The organism is Methylomonas sp. LW13 (assembly GCF_016865255.1).
In the GTDB taxonomy this organism is placed as follows: Bacteria; Pseudomonadota; Gammaproteobacteria; order Methylococcales; family Methylomonadaceae; genus Methylomonas.
On the sequence record NZ_CP033381.1, the window covers coordinates 1,675,184 to 1,700,310 of the forward strand.

At 50.6% G+C, this 25,127-nt stretch carries 27 protein-coding genes and 1 tRNA gene; 17 read left to right on the forward strand and 11 right to left on the reverse strand.

Translation table 11 applies throughout. The features are described 5' to 3' along the window. Window positions 1-21 precede the first annotated feature (21 nt). The 14 genes from alaS to JL719_RS07610 all read left to right on the forward strand — a co-directional run bounded on the left by alaS (window position 22) and on the right by JL719_RS07610 (window position 13,116). A complete protein-coding gene (gene alaS, locus JL719_RS07545) occupies window positions 22-2,634 on the forward strand; it encodes an alanine--tRNA ligase (protein ID WP_174843448.1) in 2,613 nt (870 codons plus the stop codon). A 693-nt stretch (window positions 2,635-3,327) separates the two neighbouring features. Continuing rightward, complete coding sequence (locus JL719_RS07550; RefSeq protein ID WP_033157273.1) at window positions 3,328-4,104, forward strand: hypothetical protein; 777 nt, start codon at window positions 3,328-3,330, stop codon at window positions 4,102-4,104. Then, window positions 4,101-4,610 carry a type II toxin-antitoxin system VapC family toxin gene (locus tag JL719_RS07555; RefSeq protein WP_033157274.1) on the forward strand — a complete coding sequence of 170 codons (510 nt, stop codon included), beginning with the start codon at window positions 4,101-4,103 and terminating at the stop codon, window positions 4,608-4,610. Before JL719_RS07550 ends, JL719_RS07555 begins: the two co-directional genes overlap by 4 nt. 422 nt (window positions 4,611-5,032) lie before the next feature. Further along, a complete protein-coding gene (locus tag JL719_RS07560) occupies window positions 5,033-5,251 on the forward strand; it encodes a hypothetical protein (RefSeq protein ID WP_033157276.1) in 219 nt (72 codons plus the stop codon). Then, window positions 5,248-5,670 carry a PIN domain-containing protein gene (locus tag JL719_RS07565; RefSeq protein ID WP_033157277.1) on the forward strand — a complete coding sequence of 141 codons (423 nt, stop codon included), beginning with the start codon at window positions 5,248-5,250 and terminating at the stop codon, window positions 5,668-5,670. The genes JL719_RS07560 and JL719_RS07565 overlap by 4 nt, the downstream gene beginning before the upstream one ends. A 176-nt stretch (window positions 5,671-5,846) precedes the next feature. Next, window positions 5,847-7,067, forward strand: a complete 1,221-nt coding sequence (locus tag JL719_RS07570; RefSeq protein ID WP_033157278.1) for an aspartate kinase — start codon at window positions 5,847-5,849, stop codon at window positions 7,065-7,067. Window positions 7,068-7,345: 278 nt separating this feature from the next. Then, the gene (locus JL719_RS07575) at window positions 7,346-7,555 is read left to right on the forward strand and encodes a hypothetical protein (RefSeq protein WP_026601374.1); all 210 of its coding nucleotides are present in this window, start codon (window positions 7,346-7,348) and stop codon (window positions 7,553-7,555) included. A 178-nt stretch (window positions 7,556-7,733) separates the two neighbouring features. After that, a complete protein-coding gene (locus JL719_RS07580) occupies window positions 7,734-7,919 on the forward strand; it encodes a heavy metal translocating P-type ATPase metal-binding domain-containing protein (protein WP_033157280.1) in 186 nt (61 codons plus the stop codon). 63 nt (window positions 7,920-7,982) lie between these two features. Then, the gene (locus JL719_RS07585) at window positions 7,983-8,234 is read left to right on the forward strand and encodes a hypothetical protein (RefSeq protein WP_225587427.1); all 252 of its coding nucleotides are present in this window, start codon (window positions 7,983-7,985) and stop codon (window positions 8,232-8,234) included. Window positions 8,235-8,324: 90 nt separating this feature from the next. After that, complete coding sequence (locus JL719_RS07590) at window positions 8,325-8,939, forward strand: hypothetical protein (protein ID WP_033157282.1); 615 nt, start codon at window positions 8,325-8,327, stop codon at window positions 8,937-8,939. 69 nt (window positions 8,940-9,008) lie between these two features. Further along, a complete protein-coding gene (locus JL719_RS07595) occupies window positions 9,009-11,459 on the forward strand; it encodes a heavy metal translocating P-type ATPase (RefSeq protein ID WP_033157283.1) in 2,451 nt (816 codons plus the stop codon). Next, the gene (locus JL719_RS07600; protein ID WP_225893052.1) at window positions 11,460-12,302 is read left to right on the forward strand and encodes a sulfite exporter TauE/SafE family protein; all 843 of its coding nucleotides are present in this window, start codon (window positions 11,460-11,462) and stop codon (window positions 12,300-12,302) included. Window positions 12,303-12,375: 73 nt separating this feature from the next. Continuing rightward, window positions 12,376-12,451 (forward strand) — tRNA-Thr (locus tag JL719_RS07605). A 194-nt stretch (window positions 12,452-12,645) separates the two neighbouring features. Further along, window positions 12,646-13,116, forward strand: coding sequence for an SHOCT domain-containing protein (locus JL719_RS07610; protein WP_084153323.1), 471 nt, complete (start codon window positions 12,646-12,648; stop codon window positions 13,114-13,116). 56 nt (window positions 13,117-13,172) lie between these two features. Here JL719_RS07610 and JL719_RS07615 read toward each other — a convergent pair whose 3' ends face one another. The 9 genes from JL719_RS07615 to JL719_RS07655 form a co-directional block, all read right to left on the reverse strand. Further along, window positions 13,173-13,352, reverse strand: a complete 180-nt coding sequence (locus JL719_RS07615; RefSeq protein ID WP_033157285.1) for a hypothetical protein — start codon at window positions 13,350-13,352, stop codon at window positions 13,173-13,175. Further along, window positions 13,349-13,567: a hypothetical protein gene (locus JL719_RS07620; protein ID WP_033157286.1), complete on the reverse strand. Its 219-nt coding sequence runs from the start codon at window positions 13,565-13,567 to the stop codon at window positions 13,349-13,351. The genes JL719_RS07615 and JL719_RS07620 overlap by 4 nt, the downstream gene beginning before the upstream one ends. Continuing rightward, a complete protein-coding gene (locus tag JL719_RS07625; RefSeq protein ID WP_033157287.1) occupies window positions 13,564-13,830 on the reverse strand; it encodes a hypothetical protein in 267 nt (88 codons plus the stop codon). The genes JL719_RS07620 and JL719_RS07625 overlap by 4 nt, the downstream gene beginning before the upstream one ends. Beyond that, window positions 13,827-14,378 (reverse strand): hypothetical protein, encoded by a 552-nt coding sequence (locus JL719_RS07630; protein WP_165385936.1) that lies wholly within the window; start codon window positions 14,376-14,378, stop codon window positions 13,827-13,829. Before JL719_RS07630 ends, JL719_RS07625 begins: the two co-directional genes overlap by 4 nt. A 50-nt stretch (window positions 14,379-14,428) precedes the next feature. After that, the gene (locus JL719_RS07635; RefSeq protein ID WP_033157289.1) at window positions 14,429-16,858 is read right to left on the reverse strand and encodes a DUF3987 domain-containing protein; all 2,430 of its coding nucleotides are present in this window, start codon (window positions 16,856-16,858) and stop codon (window positions 14,429-14,431) included. Then, window positions 16,851-17,006: a hypothetical protein gene (locus tag JL719_RS07640; RefSeq protein ID WP_165385937.1), complete on the reverse strand. Its 156-nt coding sequence runs from the start codon at window positions 17,004-17,006 to the stop codon at window positions 16,851-16,853. Before JL719_RS07640 ends, JL719_RS07635 begins: the two co-directional genes overlap by 8 nt. Window positions 17,007-17,010: 4 nt before the next feature. Beyond that, on the reverse strand, window positions 17,011-17,223 hold the full coding sequence (locus JL719_RS07645) for a helix-turn-helix domain-containing protein (RefSeq protein ID WP_033157290.1): 213 nt from the start codon (window positions 17,221-17,223) through the stop codon (window positions 17,011-17,013). 69 nt (window positions 17,224-17,292) lie between these two features. Continuing rightward, window positions 17,293-17,961: a hypothetical protein gene (locus JL719_RS07650; RefSeq protein ID WP_033157291.1), complete on the reverse strand. Its 669-nt coding sequence runs from the start codon at window positions 17,959-17,961 to the stop codon at window positions 17,293-17,295. Window positions 17,962-18,063: 102 nt separating this feature from the next. Then, complete coding sequence (locus JL719_RS07655) at window positions 18,064-19,272, reverse strand: tyrosine-type recombinase/integrase (RefSeq protein WP_033157292.1); 1,209 nt, start codon at window positions 19,270-19,272, stop codon at window positions 18,064-18,066. Window positions 19,273-20,184: 912 nt separating this feature from the next. On the opposite strand from JL719_RS07655, the gene JL719_RS07660 reads away from it, so the two are divergent. Both JL719_RS07660 and JL719_RS07665 read left to right on the forward strand, forming a co-directional pair. Beyond that, window positions 20,185-21,627: an alkaline phosphatase PhoX gene (locus JL719_RS07660; protein WP_033157293.1), complete on the forward strand. Its 1,443-nt coding sequence runs from the start codon at window positions 20,185-20,187 to the stop codon at window positions 21,625-21,627. Between the two features lie 145 nt (window positions 21,628-21,772). Then, complete coding sequence (locus JL719_RS07665) at window positions 21,773-22,498, forward strand: PEP-CTERM sorting domain-containing protein (protein WP_033157294.1); 726 nt, start codon at window positions 21,773-21,775, stop codon at window positions 22,496-22,498. Window positions 22,499-22,683: 185 nt separating this feature from the next. Here JL719_RS07665 and purM read toward each other — a convergent pair whose 3' ends face one another. Continuing rightward, window positions 22,684-23,727: a phosphoribosylformylglycinamidine cyclo-ligase gene (purM, locus tag JL719_RS07670; RefSeq protein WP_033157295.1), complete on the reverse strand. Its 1,044-nt coding sequence runs from the start codon at window positions 23,725-23,727 to the stop codon at window positions 22,684-22,686. A 96-nt stretch (window positions 23,728-23,823) separates the two neighbouring features. Between purM and JL719_RS07675 the strand changes: the two genes are divergently transcribed. Beyond that, window positions 23,824-24,639, forward strand: coding sequence for a DUF2066 domain-containing protein (locus JL719_RS07675; RefSeq protein WP_225893054.1), 816 nt, complete (start codon window positions 23,824-23,826; stop codon window positions 24,637-24,639). Here JL719_RS07675 and JL719_RS07680 read toward each other — a convergent pair. Then, the gene (locus JL719_RS07680) at window positions 24,625-25,125 is read right to left on the reverse strand and encodes a hypothetical protein (RefSeq protein ID WP_033157297.1); all 501 of its coding nucleotides are present in this window, start codon (window positions 25,123-25,125) and stop codon (window positions 24,625-24,627) included. The genes JL719_RS07675 and JL719_RS07680 overlap by 15 nt on opposite strands. Between the last annotated feature and the right edge of the window lie 2 nt (window positions 25,126-25,127).

Genomic DNA, 25,127 nt, shown 5'->3' on the forward strand with positions numbered 1-25,127 from the left:
AAATCAACCGAAGTAACCACAATGAAAAAAATGACCAGCGCCGAATTGCGGGCCGCCTTTTTGGAATTCTTTCGTCAACACGGCCATGCCGTGCGTCCCTCCAGTTCGCTGGTGCCGGGTAACGATCCCACCCTGTTGTTTACCAATGCTGGGATGGTGCAGTTCAAGGATGTATTTCTGGGGCGGGAAAAGCTTGACTTCACCCGCGCTGCCACCAGTCAACGCTGCGTGCGGGCCGGCGGCAAGCATAACGACCTGGAAAACGTCGGTTATACGGCGCGCCACCATACCTTTTTCGAGATGCTCGGTAATTTCAGTTTCGGCGATTATTTCAAGCGCGATGCGATTCATTTTGCCTGGGACTTCCTGACCAAGGAGCTGGGCATTCCCAAAGAAAGGCTGTGGGTGACGGTATTTGATGAAGATTCCGAAGCCGAAGCGATCTGGTTGGAAGACGTCAAACACGATCCCAAGCGCTTCTCACGCATCGGCGCCAAGGACAATTTCTGGTCGATGGGCGATGTTGGCCCCTGCGGTCCTTGTACCGAGATTTTCTACGATCATGGCGAACACGTGGCCGGCGGCCCTCCCGGCAGCCCGGACGAAGACGGCGACCGTTACATCGAAATCTGGAATTTGGTGTTCATGCAATACGACCGTGACAAGGACGGTAATTTGACGCCGCTGCCCGCGCCATCGGTCGATACCGGCATGGGCCTGGAAAGGATTTCGGCGGTAATGCAGGGCGTGCACAGCAACTACGAAATCGACCTGTTCCAAAATCTGTTAAAAGTCGCCGCGCAACTGGCAGGCACCACCGACTTGGCGAATAGCTCCTTGCGGGTCATCGCCGACCACATTCGTTCTTGCGCTTTCTTGGTCGCTGACGGTGTGTTGCCGTCGAATGAAGGTCGCGGTTACGTGTTGCGCCGAATTATCCGGCGGGCGATTCGGCACGGTTACCGCTTGGGCATTCAGGATACGTTCTTCTATAAACTGGTCGCGCCGTTGGTTGCCGAGATGGGCGCGGCCTATCCGGAATTGGCGAATGCTCAGGAGCAAGTCGAACGGGTGCTGAAAAAAGAAGAAGAGCGCTTTGCGGAAACCCTCGAACAGGGCATGAAAATTCTGGAAGCCTGCGTCGCCAAAATGGACGGCCATGTCATCCCCGGCGATGTCGTGTTCTTGTTGTACGACACTTACGGCTTCCCAGTGGATTTGACCGCCGACTTTGCCCGCGAACATAAGCTCAGCGTCGATCACGCCGGTTTCGAAGTGGAAATGGCTGCGCAGCGTGACCGGGCTCGCGCCGGCGGTACGTTTGCCGCTGATTACGATCAAGACATCAAACACGACAGCAGTACCGAATTTACCGGTTATTTTCATCTGGACGGCTCGGTACAAATTCTGGGCTTGTTCAAGCAAGGCCAACCGGTCGATGCGTTGGAAGCCGGCGACGAAGGCGTGGTGATTCTTGATCAAACCCCATTTTATGCCGAGTCAGGCGGCCAAGTCGGCGATACCGGCCGAATCGAATGCGGCGATGCGCTGTTCGAGGTTCATGATACCCAGAAGCAGGGCGGTAAATTGTTCTTGCACAAAGGCAAGGTGTTGCGTGGCACGCTCAGCGAAGGTCAGGCTTGCGAAGTCAGCGTCGATGCCGAAATCCGCAAGGCCACCGAGCGCAATCACTCGGCTACCCATTTGTTGCATGCCGCATTACGGGCCACCTTGGGCGAGCATGTTCAGCAAAAAGGTTCGCAGGTTAATTCCGAACGCTTGCGTTTCGACTTTTCGCATTTCGAACCGATGACGCCAGCGGAAATTGCCACCGTCGAACGCTTGGTTAACGAACAGATTCGTTTAAACAACGCGGTCGCCGCCGAAATCATGGCCAAGGACGATGCGGTGAAAGCGGGCGCGATGGCCTTGTTCGGCGAGAAATACGGCGATGAAGTGCGCGTGCTGACGATGGGCGAATTTTCCACCGAGCTTTGCGGCGGCACCCACGTGCAACGCACCGGCGACATCGGCTTGTTCAAAATCATCGGCGAAACCGGCGTCGCGGCCGGCGTCAGACGTCTGGAAGCCGTGACCGGTCAAGGCGCGTTGGATTGGATCGATCAGCGCGAAAAAGCCTTGCTCAGCATCGCCGGTTTATTGAAAGCGGCACCGGACAAAGCCGCTGACAAAGTCCATCAGTTGATGGAAAAAACCCGCGGCCTCGAAAAAGAACTGGAAAAACTCAAAGCCAAATTGGCTAGCTCGGCCGGCGATGAAATGACCAGCCAAGCCGTCGATGTCAACGGCGTGAAAGTACTGGCCGTAAAATTGGACGACGTCGACCCGAAAGCCTTGCGCGATTTGGCCGATCAATTGAAAAACAAACTGGGCAGCGCAGCTTTGGTCTTGGCGGCGGTCGGCGGTGACAAAGTCAGTCTGATCGCCAGCGTATCCAAGGATGCAATGGACAAGGTCAAAGCCGGCGAATTGGTGAATTTCGTCGCCACCCAAGTCGGCGGCAAAGGCGGCGGTCGGCCGGACATGGCGCAGGCTGGCGGCAACGATCCTTCTAATTTGGCGGCTGCGTTGGCGGCGGTGCCGGAGTGGGTGAGGGAGAGGTTGGCTGGTTAATTTCGGAGAAGGCTATGACAAATGCAGAAACTAGGTCTCCGAATTGGCATAAGGCGATTCTAAAACAGAGAATGGACTTGCTTAAGTCAAATCAAGCTGAGTTGCTTACTTTGCAACAATTACGCGGCCTATTGAAAGCTGCCAATACCGATGATGTTCGGGATCGCAACGATAGGGTTTGTAGGCTTGAATTAGGCCGATAGGCGTTTCTGGCGGTAACGTGTCGCTATCGCGAAGGATTGTTTTGAAGTCGGTTCTCGCACCGACAGGCGAGATACTTTCTTTTGCGTCGCTAAAAGAAAGTATCCAAAGAAAAGGCGACCCGGACGCCGCTTTGATCCTGCGGTCCTCGCCTTTGAACGGGGTTGACAGAAGGGGCTTCCTAGCCCCTCCGTCAACGCGCCGGATCCCTGCGACGCCCCTAATGGGCTGATCCGTTCAAAAGCTCCGGTGCTCGGCGCGGCATACGGGACAAAACCCTCCCAGTGTAGGTTGGGTTAGCGATAGCGTAACCCAACAATTCGGAGCGGCAAGCGTTGAGGTAAGGTTAGTCTTTGTAGGCTGGGTTGAATGAAATGAAACCCAGCGTTGACGTTTTTTCTGGGTTTCGCGTTGCTCTACCCAGCCTATGGTCTTTATTGTAGGTTTGCCAAATAATCGGACATTTGTTGTGGAGGGGAGGACAATAAAGGAATGGAAGAACAAATAAAAATTAGGCTTACGGGCGAAGGCATTAGTCCGGGTTTGGTAAGATCAAGAGAACTTGCTGAAATTCTTGAGTCTGTAGAAGATATGATGGTATCTGAGTCTCTAAGAAAAGATCCCACAATAAAAAAAGACGACATTATTATAGGACTGTGTCGAATCGAAGATAAAAGTATTGGTTTAATTTTCAATGCTACGCTGACCAGTATTGTTATACCTGCGTTTATTTCGACAAGTATAGCTATTGAAGAAGGAAACTTTGATACTCTAACTCCACAAACTATTCGATCATTAGAAGTAATATCTAATTTCTCTAAAAAACATAATTGTGATGCTGAATTTTCTTCATCGAAATCGAATTTAATAATTACTAAAATTACCCCGCAGACTGAAATTCCAAAGCCTAAAGTTATAGTTGGCAATACTGAAATAACAGGAAAGATACTTAGAGTTGGAGGGAAAAAACCTAGAGCTATGCTTGAATTGATGGATGGCTCGGTTCTTTATTGCGATGTACAAGAAAACATGGCTCAAGAATTAGGTCACAGGTTATATAAAACTGCCTTGTTTTCGGGGGTGGCCACATGGAATATAAGAGACTTAGAGATTGAAGAGTTTCAGATTATGGAGTTTGAAGAGATTCAACAAGTTCCGGTTAATAAAATGCTAAAAGAGCTTTCAAAGGAAATTGGTTATTATTTTAAGGACATAGAGGACGTATCGGCTTTTGTTTCTACTCTTAGAAGAGATGGAGGCATGGAATGAAGACGGTCTGTGTTGACAACCATATTCTTCTTTGGGGGATTAGAGAGGAGGCAGGAAAAGAACAAGAAGATATGATTCCAAGAGCTAAAGCATTTTTTGACGACTGCCAAAGGTCAAAAATACAAATAATGGTTCCCTCTATTGTTGTTGGTGAATTGTTAACGGCTATAGAGCCTAAAAATCATGCAATGGTTCTAAATTTGTTGAAATCAAGTTTTTTAATTCCTTCATACGACGCGGCTGCTTCTACTGTTTTTGCCAAATTGTGGCGCGATAATAAAAGCTCAGGCTTAACAAAAGAGCTACAAAATAACCATAGTGCTACACGGCAAGAGTTGAAAGCTGATTGTATGATTGTGGCAATTGCAATTGTAAGAAAATGTAATGCCATCTATAGCCATGATGAAAAACTAAAAAAATTTGCTAATGGAAAAATTGAAGTACTTGAGATACCAAAGATTGCGTATCAAGAGGAATTGGAATTTGTAGATTCCACGGGTAATTAAACCGTTTAGCTGTAAGTCAAATAGGGTACGCACCGCGTACCTTTTAGGGTTTGGCTGGAAGTAAAGATTTTAAATGCTACGCGCTGCGTACCCTACATTTGAAATCGAAATTATCTGGTTAGCTTTAAATAGCGCGATGGTTTTTGTCCCGTATGCCGCGCCGAGCACCGGAGCTTTTGGCGGGATTAGCCCGATAGGGGCGATGCAGGGATGCATCGCGTTGACGAAGGGGCAGGAAGCCCCTTTCGTCAACCCCCGCCGAAAGCGAGGAGCGCAGGAAACAAGCGGCGTCCGGGTGTCTTTTCTTTTGGATACTTTTCTTTGGACAAGCAAAGAAAAGTATCTCGCCTGTCGGTGCGAGAACCGACGTTAAAATAATCCGTCGCGATAGCGACACATTATTTAAATCAGAGGCTCTAACTATGCTGACTTACCAAGCCACAGACAAAACAGTCAATTTAAGTTTTTCTAAAGAGTTTCTGTCGGCCCATGAATTAACAAGATTGATCGAAATGCTGCGTGTTAAAGAGCTGATTTCCAAAAGCCAAATGTCCAATGATGACGCAAGCTCGCTTGACAATGAACTGAAAGAAAATTGGTGGCGGGAAAATCAAGAAAGGTTTCTGGCAAAAATTAAATGAAACCGGTGATTGTCGATACCAATATCGTTTTTTCGGCATTGGTGAATAAAAACTCCAAAATAGCCACATTATTGTTGCGCTCGGAGCAGCCCCTATTAATGCCTAAATATGGCTTTGTCGAACTGTTCAAATACAAGGAAAAAGTCTGCGCGGTCAGTAAACACACCCAGGATGAAGTCCTAGAGCTACTTTATGAATTGATCCGACATATTGATTTCTTCGATGAAAATAGTATCTCGGCCGAAGCTTTACAAAAAGCGTGGGCATTGGTGAAAGATGTGGACGCTAAGGATTTGTTGTTTGTTGCGCTGACCATTGAAACGGGCGGCTTGTTATGGACCGGCGACAAGCAGTTGCGAATGGAGCTTGACGCACTCGGATTTGATGCGTTCTTTTTACCAACCGATGACGCCGGATAATTTTGCATCGGCTAAATCGGTATCTCGCGTTAAAATTGGCCGTTCTCTTGGCGACATCAAACAATAAATCGCCAAGTAAGCAAAAATCCTAATGAAGAGATCGCATTCGATTTTCCTCAATCCAACCCTCTCCAGCACGGCGAGGGAGTAATAAAAGCCAAAAGGTCAATAAAAACATGGCATTGTACGTCTATAAATTTGGCGGCACGTCCGTTGGTACGGTGGAACGTATCAAGGCGGTCGCCGAGAAAGTCAAAAAAGCCCGCGATGCGGGCGATCAGATTGTGGTGGTGGTGTCCGCGATGAGCGGCGAAACCAATCGCCTCGTGGCCTTGGCAAAAGAGTTGCAGCCGCAGCCGACCGACCGCGAGCTGGATGTGTTGCTGTCCACCGGCGAGCAAGTCACCATCGCGTTGCTGTCGATGGCCTTGCATCAGCTCGGTTGCGAGGCGCGTTCCTATACCGGCGCGCAAGTGCGGATTCTCACCGATAGCGCCTTCACCAAGGCCCGCATTCGCGAGATCGACGAAGCCAATATGCGTGCCGATCTCGACGCTGGTCGCGTGGTGGTGGTAGCGGGATTCCAGGGTGTGGACGAGCATGGCAATATCACCACGCTGGGTCGCGGTGGTTCGGATACCACCGGCGTGGCGTTGGCGGCGGCTCTGAAAGCCGACGAATGCCATATCTACACCGACGTGGATGGCGTCTATACCACCGATCCGCGCGTGGTGCCGAAAGCCCGCCGCCTGGACCGCATTACTTTTGAAGAAATGCTGGAAATGGCCAGCCTCGGCTCCAAAGTGTTGCAAATCCGCTCGGTCGAGTTCGCCGGCAAATACAATGTCAAATTGCGCGTGTTGTCTTCGTTTATGGAAGGCAACGGCACCCTAATTACCTACGAGGAATCAGAAATGGAAAGAGCGTTAATATCAGGCATCGCGTTTAACCGGGACGAGGCCAAGTTGACCTTGACCGGCGTGCCTGATTTGCCGGGCGTGGCGTCGAAAATCCTGGGGCCGATCGCCGCCGAGAATATCGAAGTAGATATGATTGTGCAGAACATCTCCGCGCATGGCACCACCGATTTTACCTTTACCGTCAACCGCAATGACTTCGCGCGCGCGCAAAAGGTGTTGGAAGGTTTGCGCGTCGATCTGGGCGGCAATACCACGGTGATCGGTGATAACAGTATCGTCAAAGTGTCGATTGTCGGCGTTGGTATGCGTTCGCATGCCGGTATTGCCAGCACGATGTTTAAAGTGCTGGCCGACGAGGGTATCAATATCCAAATGATCTCGACATCCGAAATCAAAATTTCCGTGGTGGTCGACGAGAAGTATCTGGAACTGGCGGTGCGTGCGTTACACAAAGCGTTTGGTCTCGATCAGGAGTAGTTCCGGCACGCTAATGTTTGCTCGTTGCGAGCGCTAGAGAGTCAATATATCCCCAGTTTTTTGTATCGTATTCAGATACAAGGCTGGGGATTTTTTTTGAATGTCCTTTGCAAAAACTATGTTAAATAACTTAAAAATAACGAGGCATTTCCCTGATTTTTTCTGGTTTTTTACAAGGCATTTACTTTTAGTCAATATAATCAAACGATTATATTTTGGCATTCTTTATGCTGTTTAGCTCCGGTGGATTTTAAATTTATTCTGCGTGAGGTATCTAAATGGCTCAAGAATTAATTGTTGTAAATCAAGAAGTCGTGGCACAGCAAATCAATACTGCCGGCTTGGTGCTGGGGGCAGGTTTGGCGGTGGCGTCGATGATTTTGGTGCCAGCCTTGGCGATGCGTCTTGGTTTGAGCGCAAGTTTGACTGGCGCTCTGAGAATTGCATTGATGAAGGCATCCAGCCGAGCCGCACACGGCAAACGATGATCGCAGTCGCTACCTCAGCGGATGTATTGATTGATCAGCTTCAGAGTGATCGATCATTTCCTGCTTGCGCTGGCCTTGTCAGCGTATGATTTTGTTTTCGCTCGTGCCGTGTTTACCAAGGTTATTTAGGCGCTATAATCCGCACATGTGCACAGGTAATAAGTGAGTTCGTGTAACAATGGATGATAATAAGAAAAGCTGCGATCTTTGCGGGCTAGCTGTTGAAGTGGAAGGGTTTAGATTAAAAACCCTGCAAGGCGACAAGCGCTTTTGCTGCGAGGGCTGCAAGGGAATCTATCAAATGTTGCACGAGGCACAGGTTTTACCTGAAGACGCCGACGATTCAACCCAGCCCCAGTCTTAACCAGCAACGAGGACGCATATGGCACATGTTCACAACCCAAAGAAGAGCTCGAACGATTCATCCATGACTAAGCAGGTGGTGGCTGGTACACTAGCCACTGCAACTGTAAACACTGGAGGAAAATTGATGACTAAATTAGCGAAACACCCTCTGTTGGTGTTCGGTGCAGGCATGGTGGCGGGCTATTTTGTGTACAAATACAGAAAGGAAATTATTTCCAGCGCCACAAAAACGATTGATGCCGGCAAGGATTTTGTATTGCATCAAAAAGAAAACCTCGAAGACATCGTTGCCGAAGCGAAAGAAGGCAATTAATCCCGTTCGATTCTTGGACATTTGGCTGTAACTTGAAACGGGTGGTCGTTGCTATGGCAGGACCGCCCGTTTTACTTTTCCCTGTTGACTATGGCTATCCAAAAAGAATTTGTACTACGTTACCGCCATGACGGTCATGTGCGTTTTCAGGTGCCCGCGCAAGCTTGTCAACCGACTGCGGCGAACTTAATCAGCACCAAGCTTGCCGCAATTAATGGCGTCCAATCAGTGAAACTTTATCGCGGGCAGGGCAAATTATCAATCCGATACGATGGGGCTGTCTGTGGCTTTACCAGTTTGGCGGCACAGCTGTTTCAAATTCTTGCCGAGCTGGAACAGCAAGGTTATTTCGACAGTAAGCCGCTAGCGGAGAAGGCTAAAAAGTCTGTTCTCGGCATTAAAAAGCGCTTGAAAGGCACCCGGATTGGTGGCTGGTTCAGTGATAAATATCAAGCCGGCAAGGAAACGGTACAGGCGGCCAAAATTATCGGCAAAGTCAGTACCAAAGGCCCGAAAGCCCTGTTTAAAGATCCCGAAAAAGCCACGATAGATTTCTTGAATGATGTGCTGGTCTTGTATTTGATAAAAACCCACTGGACCCGCATCACCCAGGAGTGGCTGGTCAAACCCATCGTGCATCGTTACGAGTGGATGGCGGTGTTTTATATGTTTTTCTTATTAGTACGTTCGCGCCGGCCCAAGTAGAGATTGTCAACGCCCATCCTATGATTTCCATAGGATGGGCTCGCTAGTCCATCAAATCCTCAGTCGCCCATGGAAACCGATACTCTAAATTACGCGCATTTTTCCGTTCGACATCAGCTAAAAAATCGAATCCGGATCATTACGCCGGTGTTGCTTAACGACCCCGAACGCGGCTATATCCTGGAAATCTTGCTGAAAAAGCGCCCGGAAATTATAAGTGTGCGCTCGGTGTTTGAAATTGGTTCGGTAGTCATCGAATTCGATTCTAATCGTTTGCCGGCAAAAAACTTGCTGATCATGTTGGACGCGGTGTTGGGCAATATCGCGTTAAAGCAGACTGAGTTAAAAAAAGACAAGAAAAAAGCATTCGACGGGCCGTTGCAAGAAGTTGATTTGGCCGTGCAAGGCATGAGTTGCGCATCCTGCGCGCTTTTGATCGAAATGGTGTTAAACCGCGACGAACGGGTTAAAAAAGCCGGCGTTAATTTTGCCACTGAAACCGTCACGGTGCAGGGCCAGATCAGCAAGGCGGAGGTGATCGATAAAATCGAAAAGCTGGGATACAGCGCCATGCCTATCGACACGCTGTCGCAGCGGAAGAAGCTCATCGAAAAGGAGTTGCAACGAATTGACGTAGCCCGGCGTCGATTTGTATGGGCAGGGCTGTTAACCACTCCGGTGGTGACGATAGCCATGACGATGGGCGGCCGCTCCTGGATGCATTGGTTGCAGTTTGCGCTGACCACGCAAGTCGTATTCGGCACAGGCTGGCAATTTTTCAGCAAGGCGTATCGGCTGGCCAAACAACGCGCGGCCAACATGGATAGCTTGATCGCGCTGGGCGTGGGTTCCGCTTACGGCTACAGTATTCCGTCTCTATTTAGACGGCGCGGCCATGTTTATTTCGAAGCGGCGGCGGCTATCATCACGTTTGTGTTGCTGGGCCGTTATCTGGAAGAACGGGCCAGAGGCAAGGCCGGCGAAGCGATCCGCAAGTTGGTGGATTTGCAACCGCAAACTGCGACCTTGTTGGCGGACGACGGTAGCGAACGCATCGTCGATGTTGACGACATCAGGATAGGCGATGTGATGCTGGTCAGGCCGGGCGAAAAAATTCCGACCGACGGCGTGGTGATTGCTGGTCTTTCCACGGTCGATGAGGCAATGATCACCGGCGAAAGCATGCCGGTGGTGAAAAGTGTCGGCCATGCCGTGATCGGCGGTTGTGTCAACGGCAATGGCGTATTGCATGTCAAGGCCACGGCGGTAGGCATGGATACGGTGCTGGCGGGTATTGTGCATATGGTCGATCAAGCCCAGGCTGCGAAACTGCCGATTCAAAAACAGGTCGATAAAATCTCGGCGGTGTTCGTGTCGGCGGTGATGGCGATTTCCGGCGCCACGTTGGTGGGCTGGCTGCTGGCTGGCGCGCCATTTGCGTTTGCTTTCGGCAATGCCATCACCGTTTTGTTGATTGCTTGTCCTTGCGCATTGGGTCTGGCGACGCCAGCGGCGATCATGGTCGGCACGGGTCAAGCTGCTAAGCAGGGCGTGTATATCCGCAACGGCGAAAGTCTTGAAATAGCCAGTAAACTGAACGCCATCGTCTTCGATAAGACCGGCACCATCACCGAAGGTAAACCCCGGGTCAGCAAGGTTTATAAAATATCCCGCCTGGCTGAAAACAAACTAGTCATGTTGGCGGCATCCGCCGAGCACAATTCCGAGCATTTTCTCGGCAAAGCCGTGGTGGCCTATGCCCGCGACGCGGGTGTCGAGTTACAGGATTGCGCCTATTTTTATAGCGAAACCGGTCACGGTATTCGCGCCGAGGTGGACGGTTATAAATTGTTACTGGGCAACCGGGCTTGGCTGGAGAATCAGCAAGTTGATGTAAGTCGCTTAGTGGAGCAGGCCGATAATTTTGCTGATCAAGGGCAAACTCCGGTTTACATGGCGATCAACGGCAAGGAAGCGGCCATATTCGCGATTGCCGATAATCCGCGCCCGGAAGCCGCCGCCGCTATTGCGCGGCTGCACGACTTGGGTATTAAAACCATGATGGTCACTGGCGATACCGAAAGAACCGCTTATTGCATCGCGGATACGGTCGGCATCGCGGATGTAGTCGCTAATGCCAAGCCCGAGCAAAAGCTGCAAATCATTCGCCAGTTGCAGGATGAAGGGCACAATGTCGGCATGATAGGCGATGGCATCAATGATGCGCCGGCGCTGGCCGCGGCCAATGTCGGCTTTGCAATAGGCAGCGGCACCGATATTGCCATCGAATCCGCTGACCTGACGCTGGTGCAGGGCGATATTGGTAAGGTCACCGCTACTATCGAACTTAGCGCATTTACCATCCGCGTCATTAAGCAAAATTTATTCTGGGCGTTCGGCTACAACACCATAGCGATTCCGGTGGCGGCGTTGGGCAAGCTCAATCCGATGATCGCGTCAGCGGCGATGGCCTTGAGCTCGGTGTCTGTCATCGTCAACTCACTTCGATTGAACAAATAAATGGAACACAATATGGAAGGTATGGATCATGCCATGCACGGCATGACCGAAATGGCTGCGGCCACGGGATTCGATTATTCCCTGGCTTTTGTGGCCGGGTTTTTAGGTAGCGGGCATTGCCTGGGGATGTGCGGGGCGCTAGTATCCGGTTACTTCATGCGAGCTGGGAAAAGCCGCAGTTATCTACCTTATATTGCCTATCAAGCCGCTCGCATTTCCGTATATACCCTGATCGGCGTCTTGGCTGCTTCTTTGGGCGTGGTACTGGTGTCCAGCGGTTTGTTCGGCAAAATCCAAAGTATCTTGCAAATGTTGATGGGTGCAGTCGTCATTGTGCTGGCGCTGGGCGTATTGGGCTGGATACCTTGGCAAGGCTCGATACGCTTGATTCCCATGCAAGTGTTACGCAAAGGCTATGCTGCGGCGAATCAAAAAGGGCCGCTGCTAGGTTCGGTTATCGCGGGTCTCTTGAATGGTTTGATGCCCTGTATGTTGACGTTTGCGATGGCTGTGAAAGCCACCACGGCTGCTACCTTGCTTGAGGGGGGCGCGTTGATGTTGGCATTTGGTGCAGGGACTTTACCGATGATGCTGTTTATCAGCGTCGCCTTCGGCAAAATGAGTGTGAAATTACGCGGTTTAATGCTGAAGGCGGCGGCGTTCATCATGTTGTTGATGGGGGCCAATACCATTAACAACGGTTTGAGTTTTTACAAAGATCAAAACTTCAACCACAGTCATTTTCTGATGTTTGTGCAGGATAAACTCGATGAATTAATTGTTTTTCTGCACGAAACCCTCAATTACATCGGCAGCATGCTGAGCAGTATTCAAGGTGTGTGATTGCAATTCGGCGAGTTGACCGAACTTAGTGCTGGAAAAGTTCGAAATTACAGGTATAATGTGCGAATAAATTGCTGGTGTAGCTCAGTTGGTAGAGCAGCTGATTTGTAATCAGCCGGTCGCGGGTTCGAGTCCCATCGCCAGCTCCATATTTATCAAAGGCTTAGGTGTTTTTTCACCTAGGCCTTTTTTATTGGTGCTACGCTAGTGCTACGGCTTCGATTAAAACACGCTGTATTTAGTTAAGCACTCGGCGACCTAAAAAAATAATATCTGCCCCGGTCAGGCAATAAAAAAGCCGGTGTTACCCGGCCTGATTGTTACATTATCACATTTGTGTTTTATGATTAGATCACTAATTATCATTATTGCCGTCTCCCTAACTGGATGTATGGCAATGGTTTTCGGCACTGCTGACCAACTAAATCAAATTTCAATCGGCATGCCTAAGCAGGAAGTGTTAGCAATACTCGGCCCGCCTAAATCAATCTCAGCGAATGAAGGGGTTGAATACATGCAATACAGTTGGGTTAAAACCGTTATTGCAGCGGATGGCAACTTTCCGCAAGATTACTATGTGGCTATTCGTGATGGCAAAGTATCGAATTTCGGACGCAAGGGGGATTTTGACACTGCTAAAAATCAGGCTCAGCGGATAGAGATTGACCAGACAATCCACCAACAGCCAAACGCAAGCCCTAAAACCAAAGACCTTTACACCGAGATTAACAAGCTAAAAGATTTAAAGGATTCAGGGGCGATAACGGAAACAGAATTCAACGCTCTGAAAAAGAAACTGTTAGCTGACCAATAAAGCACTTTGTAAAAAACATCAAAAAGCCGGTGTTACCCGGCTAGTTTGGCTAGGGGTTACGCCTCAACGATAACGCGATAGATGATGTTTTCTGGCAGCGGTTCGTCCGTATTATCCGCCAACCATTTCGCATTTGCTGTGGCCTCGCTTTCGCCCACGCCTACGATAATCCGCACCCATCCGCCGACCTGCGGCTGTTGGTTTTCCAGTTTTGCGACTCGCTGTTTAATGCTCATAGTCTATCTTTGGTTATGGCCCTAAAGGTATCTTCTAGCCATTGCTTAGGGTTGTGATAAGGGACTGTTACAGATTTAAGATTAGGCCTGCCCGCAGCGGCTAATATTTCCGCAAGCCATGCCTTTGTGTTGGCTATGGCCTCGGCTTGCCGCTTATCTGGTTCGGGCTTGGTATTCGCTTCTTCTAGTTTCGATAATCTTGTTTTGATACTCATTGCTTATTCTCCAATGCTTCTATTCGCTTCTCTAAATCGCTCCCTTCAATAACCTTGCCGACAGCCTGCAAGCACCATGTTAGTTTTGTCGCGTCTTGAACATCGACCACGCCGGAACGCGCCTCACGATATACCTTAGCCATTTCGCGCCGCACATCTTGCATCGTGTCCAGCTTGCAGCGGTAACGCTGGCCTTTCTGCGGGGGTAGGGTTTCAACCTCGCCCGTTTTGCCGTCTATCTCGACGGGAAAGTCATTGCTCATTTTCCAGCCTCCAAGGCTTGATATTTATCGCACTCGTGAACCGTATCAGCCCACCAACAAGCGCCGAAGGGTTGAACGCCAGCACCACACGCACCAGCCCCGCCGCCATGACCGTTGAAGCTCTGGAAATGGCCGCATGATTTGCAAGTAATGGTTGCCGGTGCCGTGGCATGGTCAGAACATCGCCGCCATTTATCGACGACGACGCGCCAGCCGTGCCGATTGCAGGTGTCGCCGGCCAGATGGTGACAGCCTGTGCATTGCACCAGCCCGGTATAGTCGCCGGTTTTGATCTGTAAGCAATCGCCGGCCTGCTGCAACTCCCTTGCCAGGGTTTCGGCATCCTTGCCGCACTCCGTTAGATATTCGTCGATGCTGGCTTGATCTGTTTCGCCGATAGCGTCCAGGTAGGCCAGCAGCTTTTGACTGTCTGCGATTGATAGCAGTGTGTTTTTTGATTCCTGAGGGTTTGCGACTGTGACAGTTGCGACTTTTGCGACAGTTGGCCGGGTTTCTGTGTCTTGTGTCGCAATTGTCGCAAGTGTCAACGTCGCAAGGTGTCCAGATTTGCTTTTATGAATCAAGGCAGACAGCGCCATTATTCCCCCTCGACCAGCAAAGCCGGGTTGATGAAAATCTCTTTGCGGCGACCTTCTACCACCAAACGCGCCCGGCCTAATTCGTCCAGCTCCTGCAAGGCGTGTTTCAGTGCGTCCTTATCACGAACCGGCCCGGATCGTTGCGCTTCACGGCGGGGGATAATATGCGTCCGTTCCCGCTTGCCGTACTCGATCAACCAGGCATCCAGCCGCGCCGCGTTCGCCAATTCGACCGGCAAGGCCAGTTCACCAAAAAAGCGCCTTGCTTCAGATAAGTGCCAGGCTGCAATCTGGCTTGCACCTTCAAAGCTATCAACATCGACCGCGCCGCCTATGCCATGCGTAAAGACATGAAACAGCGCCGCCAACCTTGCCGCGTTATCGGCGGTTTTACTGGCAACATCCCGCACGTCGTAAAGTTCGCCGCCGGATCGCAATTCAATTTCCAAAGCATCGTGAAAGGCTACCCAAGCCGCCTTTGCTGCCGGTGTGAATGTCAGCATGGCCGGTTCCAATGTACCTTGCTCGGTCAGTGGTGCCGGTGTATTCAGTATTTCGGCAATCCGACGATGAAACGCGGCCAGTTTCGGCCAGGTGTCCGGCGGATCAGTAAAAGGGCGAAAGCCTTGGGTTGATTCCGGCCACGCCACCAGGAAACGCGCCAGAAAGCCGGTTCCACGCGCCAGCCCGCCGGATTTATCGAAGAATGCCCGCAAGGTGGCTTCCTGAATCTGCAAAGCCACGGTGAGCCTTGCGTCTTGAACGGTAAAGGATTCCGACGACCGCCGCCCAATAGATAAAGAGCCGCCATCCCATAGCACGTTCAATAAAGCCATGTTCCGCATGACTGAATCTTTGCCCATGCCATGCGCCCCAAACACCACGCCTGCCTCACTCGATACCACGCCCGCCGACGGCCAGTTTTTAGCCAGGGTATAGGCTAGGTTTTCCGGGGTTTCATCGCCTAAAATCAATCTGGGTATTCTTGGCGGTTCCGGTTTGTGGCGTTCAAGCTCGATTAAATCGTCTTTCTGTTGTCGCGTGTCCTTGCCCTTTTTTCCGGCATCCTTGATCGCAGACAAAACGCCTTCCCGTTCCGCATTCCAGGCCGACAATTCCGCCGCATAATCTTTCAGCAATGGCTTAGCTAGCTCGGCTTGCTCGGCTTCATACTCGTGAATGGCTTTAGTAAAAAAGCCGTCGCAAGTGGTTTTCCGTTCGCCGGAATCGGCAATGCTCAACAGGAACAAGCCAGCAGGCCCGGTCAGTCGTTCGGCGCGTTTTATGTCGCAATGGGCTTGGGTCGCCAGCGACAGCGCACCCAAGGCAGAACCGGCCACCAGTGGAAACGGTGCCTTGATGAATCCGGCGACTTCTTCGACCGCCGCCAGGATCGCACCCGGCAAAGCATCAAGCGGGTAGGCTTCCGGTTCGATTTTGGCGGTTAAGGGTTGTGGTTTCGGCCAATGGCTTTCAGTGCTATCAGTCGCAGCTGTCACGGTCGCAACATCCTGAAACTTTACCAGGGCACCGCGCACGGCGTCCGCGCCGTGTTGCCGCCATAAATCCCAAAAGTCACATTTTGCGCCGTTCAGCTCTGGAATAACCACGCGCCCACCGATAGCCATAGCCGCTTCGGTAGCCGCTTTTAAGCCTGGGTTGCTGCCATCCGGTTTAACGTCATTGTCGGCCAACAGGATCAGCTCGGCATCTGGGGCCATATTACGCACGGCCAGCGCCACGGCGGATAAGTTCCCGGCATCCATCGCGGCCACGCCCGGCGCACCGTCGACCGCATGAACCGCCGCCACGGTTGCCAAGCCTTCACCAATCAGCACCCGACTAGCGCCGCGAATCTTGCCCAATGGATGGAAGCCGCCGCGCTTGCGTCCGCCTTTCAGGTAATCTTTTTCGCCGTCGGTGTTGATCGCTTCCAACGTCCACAGTTTGCCGTCTGCGCTGTAAATCGGGAGCAACAAAGCATCAGGCCAGCCGCGTTGCGTCCACTCGCCACGCTTCACCCTTGGGCCAAACGACAAGTCTTTTTTCAGTGTGTAAGAGTGTTGCGCCGGATCGCCACCAGCCACCGCCAGAATTTCAGCGGCTTTTGCTGCCGTGGCTTCATGCTGTTGCAACTGTTCGGCATCCCGCGCCTTGCGTTCGGCTTCACAGTGTTGGCGAAAAGCTTGCCGTTCCTCGGTACTGTAGGTGCGTTCAGTTTCTGCTTGCCAGTGTTCATCTAATCCGGCGGAAAAGTCGCCAAACACGCCGCCGCGCCCATCATCGAATAACTTGCACCATCCGGCATCATCGCCGCTTTTTTTGTCGATACCGGGGAAACGGTGAAACTTGCCCGGCTGGATGGCGTCCGGCGGTTGCAGGCCGTGAGCCTGTATCGCTGTTTTAAACGATTCGACAGCATTAACCATGCAGCACCCCCATGAAAAACAACCAAGGGGCCAGCTTGTAAATTGCCGCTTTTACGCGGCGCGAGACCTGGGTAAAATGGCATTCGCAGAATGATTTTGAAGCCGTTCCCAGTTGCCAGACCGGGGCGGCTTTTTTGTTGTCCGTCATCGGCTCAAACCTCCACGCCGACAGTGCGAGACTCAAGGAAAGCATCCAGCGCCGATTTACGGTATTTCACCAATCGACCGACTTTGATAAACGGGATTTGATAACGCTTGGTGCAGCGCCATACTTCTAAGGTGCGTGGTGTGACGCCGATATAATCCGCCGCGTCAGTGTTGCCTAAAATCTCGTCTTTTGGTTGGTTGGGTGTAGATATTGCCATGCTAAGAAACTCCTTTGTGTTTCGTTAAATTTCATGGCAATTAAAAACTTCGATTTTCCCGAATAGCTGCTATTCGGATTTTTTAGGTTCCCTTATTTGTCTAATGAGTTTTTGCAGGCGCTTATCATCGACCGGTGATTTTTGTTTATCGGGTGCGCGTCGATCAAAGTAGGACAATGTCCCTGTGTCACGGTCATACTCTATTACTTCAATCGGGCAGATTTCGCCGGGGTGGTAAATCTCAAGCTCTGCGCTATCCTCAAATAATTTGGCAATCCTTGCCGCCGCTTGTTTGACGGGTAATTTATCAAGACAAAGTTGTTCGCAAGCCCTTCTGACATATTGCTTAATCGGGCCTTCGTAGCCAAGCTTGTTACCGCCACCGTTTCTTGATTGTTCTATTTTCTGCTCTGAGCTGAAATATTCCTCCAATAAAACACCGCGATTAAAATTGACCTTGGCAATAAGCTCATAAGCTCCAACCATATCATCCCAATTGTTTACGAGACCTTTTGCCAACTCAATATCTCGCACGGACTTAGCGCAAAGCTCCTTTTGAAAGCTGTTTAGATACTCCGTGTCATTAGCATGAACGGCAGCGATTAACTTAGGCTTGTCTAGTTTTCCAAAGATAAAGATAGCTATTTCGTCCAATAGACTTTCAACACTTCCCAGTTCATCCAAAACACGCTGCTTTGGCTGTACAGGAGAAAATAGTTCAGATATTGATTTTGCCATTAACACCCCGTCAAAAGTGCAAGCCGTCAATGAAAGGATTAACCCGCAACTGGTTGACGATTCCAGTTTTCAGCCGCTAAGCCTAGCGGGTTAAATTCGGTTTTATTTTGCTTTTGCCTTTAGCTCTACTACTTCGCCAGCCGGTTTTAGTCCAGCAGCGGCCAACATTGCGCCGGTTGCCCGGTCTACTGACTCTCGCACGGGGTCAAGGTCAAGCCGTGCATAAATCGCCGTTGTCGATGGTGATTTGTGGTTAAGGCTTTTGCCGACTATCGCCAGCGATGCGCCGGTTTTAGCTTGCCAGCTTCCAAGGGTGCGGCGTAAGTCGTGAATCCTCAAATTGTCAATCCCCGCTCGATCTAAGACGCGCCGCCATGCTTTCTTAGGCTCGACTAAATGACCAGTTGAGCCAGTGCCAGGAAAAACCCAAACAGGGTCGCAGCTTTGCCGATTGCGTAGTATTTCCAGCGCCTCGGCGGATAAGGTTACGGTTTGCGGTTCGCCGTTTTTGGTTGTTGGTATCCGCCACTCTGCCCGGCCAAAGTTGATCTGGCTCCACTCCATTTCTTGTACATTGGAACGCCTAGCACCTGTTAGCAGCGATATTAAAAAGTAATCTCGTAGCGTGTCGTTGGGTTCCTCGGCTAGTGCGGTAAAAAAAGCCGGTAATTCGTCGGATTGTAAAAAGCGGTCGCGCTTGGTTTCTGGGTATTTCTTGATACCGTGGGCAGGGTTCGCCCCTTTGAATAGCTTACGCTCGGCGGCATAGCCAAACAGACTAGACGCCATTGCTATTACTCGGTTTGCCGTGGTGGGGTGTTCTTTGCCGATCTCTGAATGTAACTTGCCGAAGTCGGTATCTTTGAACTGTGACAGCTTGCGCCCGCTCCACTTGCCAAGGTACAGCCCGAAGTCGTAGCGGTAACTCCGTTTGGTTTTCTCCGAAAGAAACGCGCCGCGTTTGTTTCGACGATGCTGTAAAAAGCTGTCGAATAGTTCTTGTAAGGTGGTTTCAGTTTTTAAGGCTCTGGCGTCGTTGTTGGGGTTGATTCCCTCGGCAATCAGCGCGCTAAGTCTCGCCGCTTCCTTTCTGGCGTTTTCAATCGAATAGTCCGGAAACTTGCCAACGGTGACGCGCTCCGGCTTGCCGTCCACTCGCTTTTGAATGAAAAAGGTTTTGCTGGTGCTGGTAACTCGAAGTTGCAAGCCTGCGGCGTTTTTGTGGGTGTCGTGATAAATGACACGTTCGCCGGGCGCAGGTTCTGCCAGTGCTTCAAGTTGTGGCTTGGTAAAGCTGAAATGCGTTTCCATATCATGCCCTCGTTTTCTGGTGCTACGCTGGTGCTACGCTTTCGGTTAAATTTTAGCGTTTTTGGTGTAGCACCGTTAAGGCTATGATAGGCTGTAGGCCGCGGTTTGTAAAGGTTCGTTAAGGTTGAGTAATCAGCAGGAAATAGCGGGCCTTCAAATTTGTAATCAGCCGGTCGCGGGTTCGAGTCCCATCGCCAGCTCCATATATATCAAAGGCTTAGGTTTTTTCACCTAGGCCTTTTTTATTGCTTGTACAAAATACCGTCCAAAATCGTTTGTGTAATCGGTAAAACCCCTGGTGACAAATTTTCACCCGGTTCTTAATTTCCCTGTCACCGATAGGGACTGCCGTTAAATCTCCCTTTCCTCCGAAACGTGCGTGCGGTTTTCTGTGCGCAGTTCTCCAGTTGATGCTTTTCTCATGTTGGGTGTCTTTCGGTGTTACTGAAGCAATTCTGTATTCTGGAAATATTTGATGATGTGCCGTTCTGCACATGCCAATTCGCTGAGGTTTCTTGAGCAAAACAGAGAAAATAAGCAGTTTTCGTCCATTCGGACTTATTTCGCCAAACTTTTTTTAGGGACAGGAGTGCAATATCCGCTCTTGAGCGTCTTGTAGCCTAATGGCCATGCTGAGTCCCTGATGGGCACGACGTTTGTCGCCAGACATCGTCGGGGATTCAAATTCTTCTGGGTTGAAGGGCAGGAGTGGCTGCCAGTGGGAGTAGATAAGGTGATTTTAGTCGCAACATAATGAGTACTAGCGGCGTATTACATGTCACGAAAACTTAACAGAACTGCAACTTTAATTTCTTGAGCGCTGGTTAACATTCTTTCTGCAAATTCTGTGAGGCAGATTTTTGCGGAAGACCAAAAACAATTAACCGACTTTGCTTTAGGAATGACTTTTTTATGAAAGCTTTTAAATTAACTCTGATTGCCGCAGCTGTTACCGCTGGCGTTTCACCTTTGACTGCGCAAGCGGCTTCTACCGAATTCGACAATTTTACGCCAATGACAGGCAACACGGTTCCTGTTAACCCAGGTTCAGCGACACCTTATAAATTGTCTTCGCCCAATTTTACTCAACAAACCATCGCCGACCGTAAGACCCAAAACACCTTGGTGCCAGGTTCCAATTCAGGTAGCTGGGATATGATAGCCGCCAACGAAACCGGTCCTGACGCCGGTCGTTATTTGTTCATGCCGTTCGAAACCGGTTCCGCGGGCGTGCAACGTATCGATCTTTGGAATAACGACTACAACTCGCGCACCACCACTATCGTTGCGCCAGGTACGCAAGGTTTTGTTTCCGGCGATGCTTCTTTGTGGACACCATGGGGCGGCTATTTGACGGCTGAAGAATCTTGGGGTGCAGGTAGCAGTAAGGGTCGTTTGTTTGAAGTGATCAATGCCACCAGTGCGGCGGCGAATGGCGGCACATTTATCCAACGTTCCATTCTGCCGCGCGTTTCTCACGAAGGTTTGGCGTTCGACAAAAACAACAACTTGTATTTTGTCGATGAATTGAACGGTGGTTCTGTATACAAATACGTATCGGCCAATCCATTTGCCACTAGCGGCGACAGCTTTTTTGCCGCTGGGCAAACATTTGCTTTAAAAGTCGGTGCAGGAGCCCAGTTTGAAGGCACTACCGGTGCTGCTATCACCGGTGCATCAACATGGGAAGCTATTACCGATGTCAACGGTGGCGTTTTAGCCGGTATTTCCGCACAGCTTAGCGACGGCACGATCGACGGCCGCGTCAGCGCCGATAATGCCGCTGTAAAAGGCACAGGTTTTAATCGCCCTGAAGACATGGAAATTCAAAACTTGGCTAACGGTAACCAGTTTTTGTACTTCACGACTACCGATTCAGACACCGACGGCAACCAAGGCACCGGCCGTAGCCGCGTTTATTCTATTGATCTTGGCACTAGCGAAGTCAAACTGTTTGCCGACAGCAACACCATCGATTTGGCGACTGGTTTGGCGGCAGGCGGTGAATTCAAAAATGCCGATAACTTGGCTATTGATGCTGAAGGCAATATCTACATCGTTGAAGATCAAGATGGTGGTGTGGAAGATGTATGGTTTGCCAAGGATGCAGATCGTGACGGGGTTGCCGAGTCTCTCTCCAAATGGATCAGTTTGACTACTCAAGGTGCTGAAAGCACCGGTTTGTATTTCGACAAATTCAATCCAAACAAAGCGTATATCAACGTGCAGCATCCAGCTGATGGCATTGATCGCACCATTGAGTTGACTGCTGCGCCAGTACCGGTACCTGGGGCGGTTTGGTTGTTCGGTTCAGCAATTGCCGGCATGATCGGCCTGCGCCGCCGTGAAGCCTGATTGCTTAAGGGGCAGGGCGTGTTCCCAAATTGATTGATCGAAAGCCCGACTTTATGTCGGGCTTTTTTGTGATGGATAGTCTTCCGGGCCCGATAAGCAGTCCGGAAATGTCTTCTTGACCACCAATAATTAAGAGAATCCAAACATGAACAAAAAAATGATGATGGCTAGCGCGCTAGTGGTTCTATCTGTAAGCGCCGGCGCGGAAGCGGCTGTAATTACGCAATGGAATTTCAACTCGAATCCTGCTGATTCAGCCACCGGTACCGGCACAGGCGCCCCTAGCATCGGTAGCGGCTCGGCTTCGCTGGTAGGAGGCACCACAGCAACTTTTGCTAGCGGCGATGCGAGTGGCGGTTCATCCGACCCGGCGATAGGCGATGACAGTGGTTGGAATACCACCAGTTATGCGGCTCAAGGTGCCGGCAATAAAACCCGCGGTACGCGGTATCTGGTTAGCACGGTGGGTTTCAATAACATTCAGGTTAGTTACGACTTACGCCACAGCAATACGTCTTCTAAATATGAGCAAGTGCAATACACTACGGACGGTAGTACCTGGACTGATTTTGCCTTGTTTAGCGGCGCAGCAGGCGATACTTGGTTCAACGGCCGTTCAGTCGATTTCAGCAGTATCGCCGGGGTAGCCAACAATGCTAATTTCGGCTTTCGTGTCTTAGCGGCATTCGCGCCTTCAACAAGCGCATACGCGGCATCTTCTCCAACCGGTACTTATGGTTCTACCGGCACCTGGCGTTTTGATATGGTAACGGTATCAGGCACTGCGTTAGCAGCCGTACCAGTCCCTGGCGCAGTTTGGTTGTTCGGTTCCGCATTGTTAGGTTTTTTGGGCGTTCGCCGCAAAGCTTAATCACCGTAGTTCAAGATATTGGCAATTTCTTTAGGAATGGCGACATGAGGTGGCTTGCTTCAAAGCCGTTGGCAACTCACTGATCAGGAAATGACCTTCTTGGTGTTGAATTGATCGCAGATGAAACTGAAGATCTTTTAACGCCATGCCTGTGGATTTCAGGCATGGCGGAGATATTTTCAGAGTCAGGAGTAGATTACGTGTGGTTTGCCGTCGCCGAGGACTATGTCGCCGATGCTGAAGGCGGTTTCGCCTTGCTGTGCCAATATTTCCAAGGTAGCGGCTTCGTCTTCTGCCGCGACGCAGACTATCATGCCGATGCCGCAGTTGAAGGTAACCAGCATGTCGGCTAATTCGACATTGCCTTGTTCTTGCAGCCAGGCAAAAATCTCCGGCAATTGCCAGGCGGATAGCTGAACGCTCGCGTTCAAACCATCGGGCAGCACACGCGGCAGATTTTCGGTGATGCCGCCGCCGGTGATATGGGCCATTGCGTGTACCGGTACGGTCTTCAGCAATTCCAGCAAGGGTTTGACGTAGATGCGGGTCGGGGTCAGCAGGGTTTCGCCTAGTGGTTTGCCGTTGACATTGTCGGACCAACCCAGACCACTACGGGCGACGATTTTGCGAATCAAGGAATAGCCGTTGGAATGCGGGCCGGACGAGGCCAGGGCGATCAGTTTGTCGCCGGCTTTGACTTGGCTGCCGTCGATGATGCGATCTTTTTCGACGATGCCGACGCAAAAGCCTGCCAAGTCGTAATCGCCATCGGCATACATGCCGGGCATTTCCGCCGTTTCACCACCAACCAAAGCCGCGCCGGATTGCTCGCAGCCTTTGCCTATGCCTTCGATGACGTTGGCGGCGGTATCGACTTCCAGTTTGCCGGTGGCGAAATAATCCAGGAAAAACAGCGGTTCAGCGCCCTGGACGATGATGTCGTTCACGCACATCGCTACCAGGTCGATGCCGACGCTGTTGTGGATGTTTAAATCCAAAGCCAGTTTCAATTTGGTGCCGACGCCGTCGGTGCCGGAGACCAATACCGGCTGTTTATAGCGATCCAGCGGTAATTCGAACAGCGAACCGAAGCCGCCTAAACCGGCCATGACGCCCGCATTACGGGTTTTGGCCGCGATGGGTTTGATGCGTTCGACTAAAGCGTTGCCGGCTTCAATATCGACGCCCGCGCTTTTATAATTCAGGCGGTCTTGTTGTTGTTCGCTCAATGTCAGTCTCTCGTTAAAGTTAAGGTTGAAACGGGCGATATTGTACTATAGTTCCCATTAATGCACTGTCAGGGTAGGCTTGTGGTCAAGGTTTTTATGAAGGGTAAATCGGGGTTTTTCAGCCTATGTATGTGGGGATTGTTGTGCAATTGCCCAATAGCGGAGGCTGTCGAAGTAAAAGGTTTGTATGAGATTGAACTGATCGCCAACAGTCAATCCGCAGAGGATAGGACGCAAGCAATCAAGCAGGCCATGTATGCCGTTTTGAGTCGGGTCTTGGTGTCTGAGGATATTTCCAAAATTCCGGTAGTGCAGCAGGCGTTGTCCAGTGCGCAGAACTATGTCAAGCAATCGCAATTTTCCTTGATTTCCGCCGATGAACTGCCTGATACCGACGCGCGCTTGCTTAGAGTGCAGTTTGATGAAGATCAATTGATGGAAGTCATGCGCAAAAGCCAAGTGGGTATCTGGAGTGAAATCCGGCCGGAAACCCTGGTGTGGCTGGTTGTCGATGACGAAGAGGGGCGGCGGTTTTACAACGCTGACAGCATGCCGGAGTTGGAAAGTGCATTGGCGTTTGCGTCCAAAATTAAGGGCGTGCCGATGATATTTCCGATGCTGGATTTGGAAGAACAGCAAAAAATTTCGCTAAGCGAAGTGCTGGGAGCTGATTCCCGCAATTTGTTGGCAGTATCCGCTCGCTACGAAGTGACCTCCGTGATGGCGGGTCGCATCGCCAAAAAAGGCGATTGCTGGCAGGGCGAATGGGCGTTTTATTTCGATGGCAAGATCAAGCAATGGAGCGGGGCTTGTTTACCTTTGAAAGCGGCAGCGGTTGCGGGCGTGCAAGGCGCCTATGATGTGCTGTCGAATTATTACGGCGTTAAACCGGAGTCCTCAGCCGCCCACTAAGCTGTAGATGCCGTAGGCCCCGCCGTAAGTGGTTAGAAAATAGAATAAAGACACCACCAAACTGGCCGGAGTATTAACCTGCAATACGTCTTTAAATATCCGCGCAATAATCGCCATGTCCCACATCAAAAACAACGCCAAGGTTGCATAGCTGGGCGTATCTTCCGCTACGGTCACCCAAAATACGATAGGAATCAGAAAGATCGCGACGACATTTTCACAAAACAAAATAGCCGACGCGACTTGTATGAAGGTGTTAAAAGTTCTATTCAGCAGTAAAACCAGCGCGATAAAGCCCAGCGTTAGCAAGGTCTCCAGCAGCACTTCGAAGGCTGAATCAATGTCGTCCGACATGTTGAATTGAATAAAAAACACCGCGATAAAATAAAAAATCGCATTGTTTTTAAAAAAGCGCGTCGATCTGGGCAGATCCAATACCGAGACATTGAACCAGCACAGCGGGAAATAATGTCTGAAAATTTCCATCA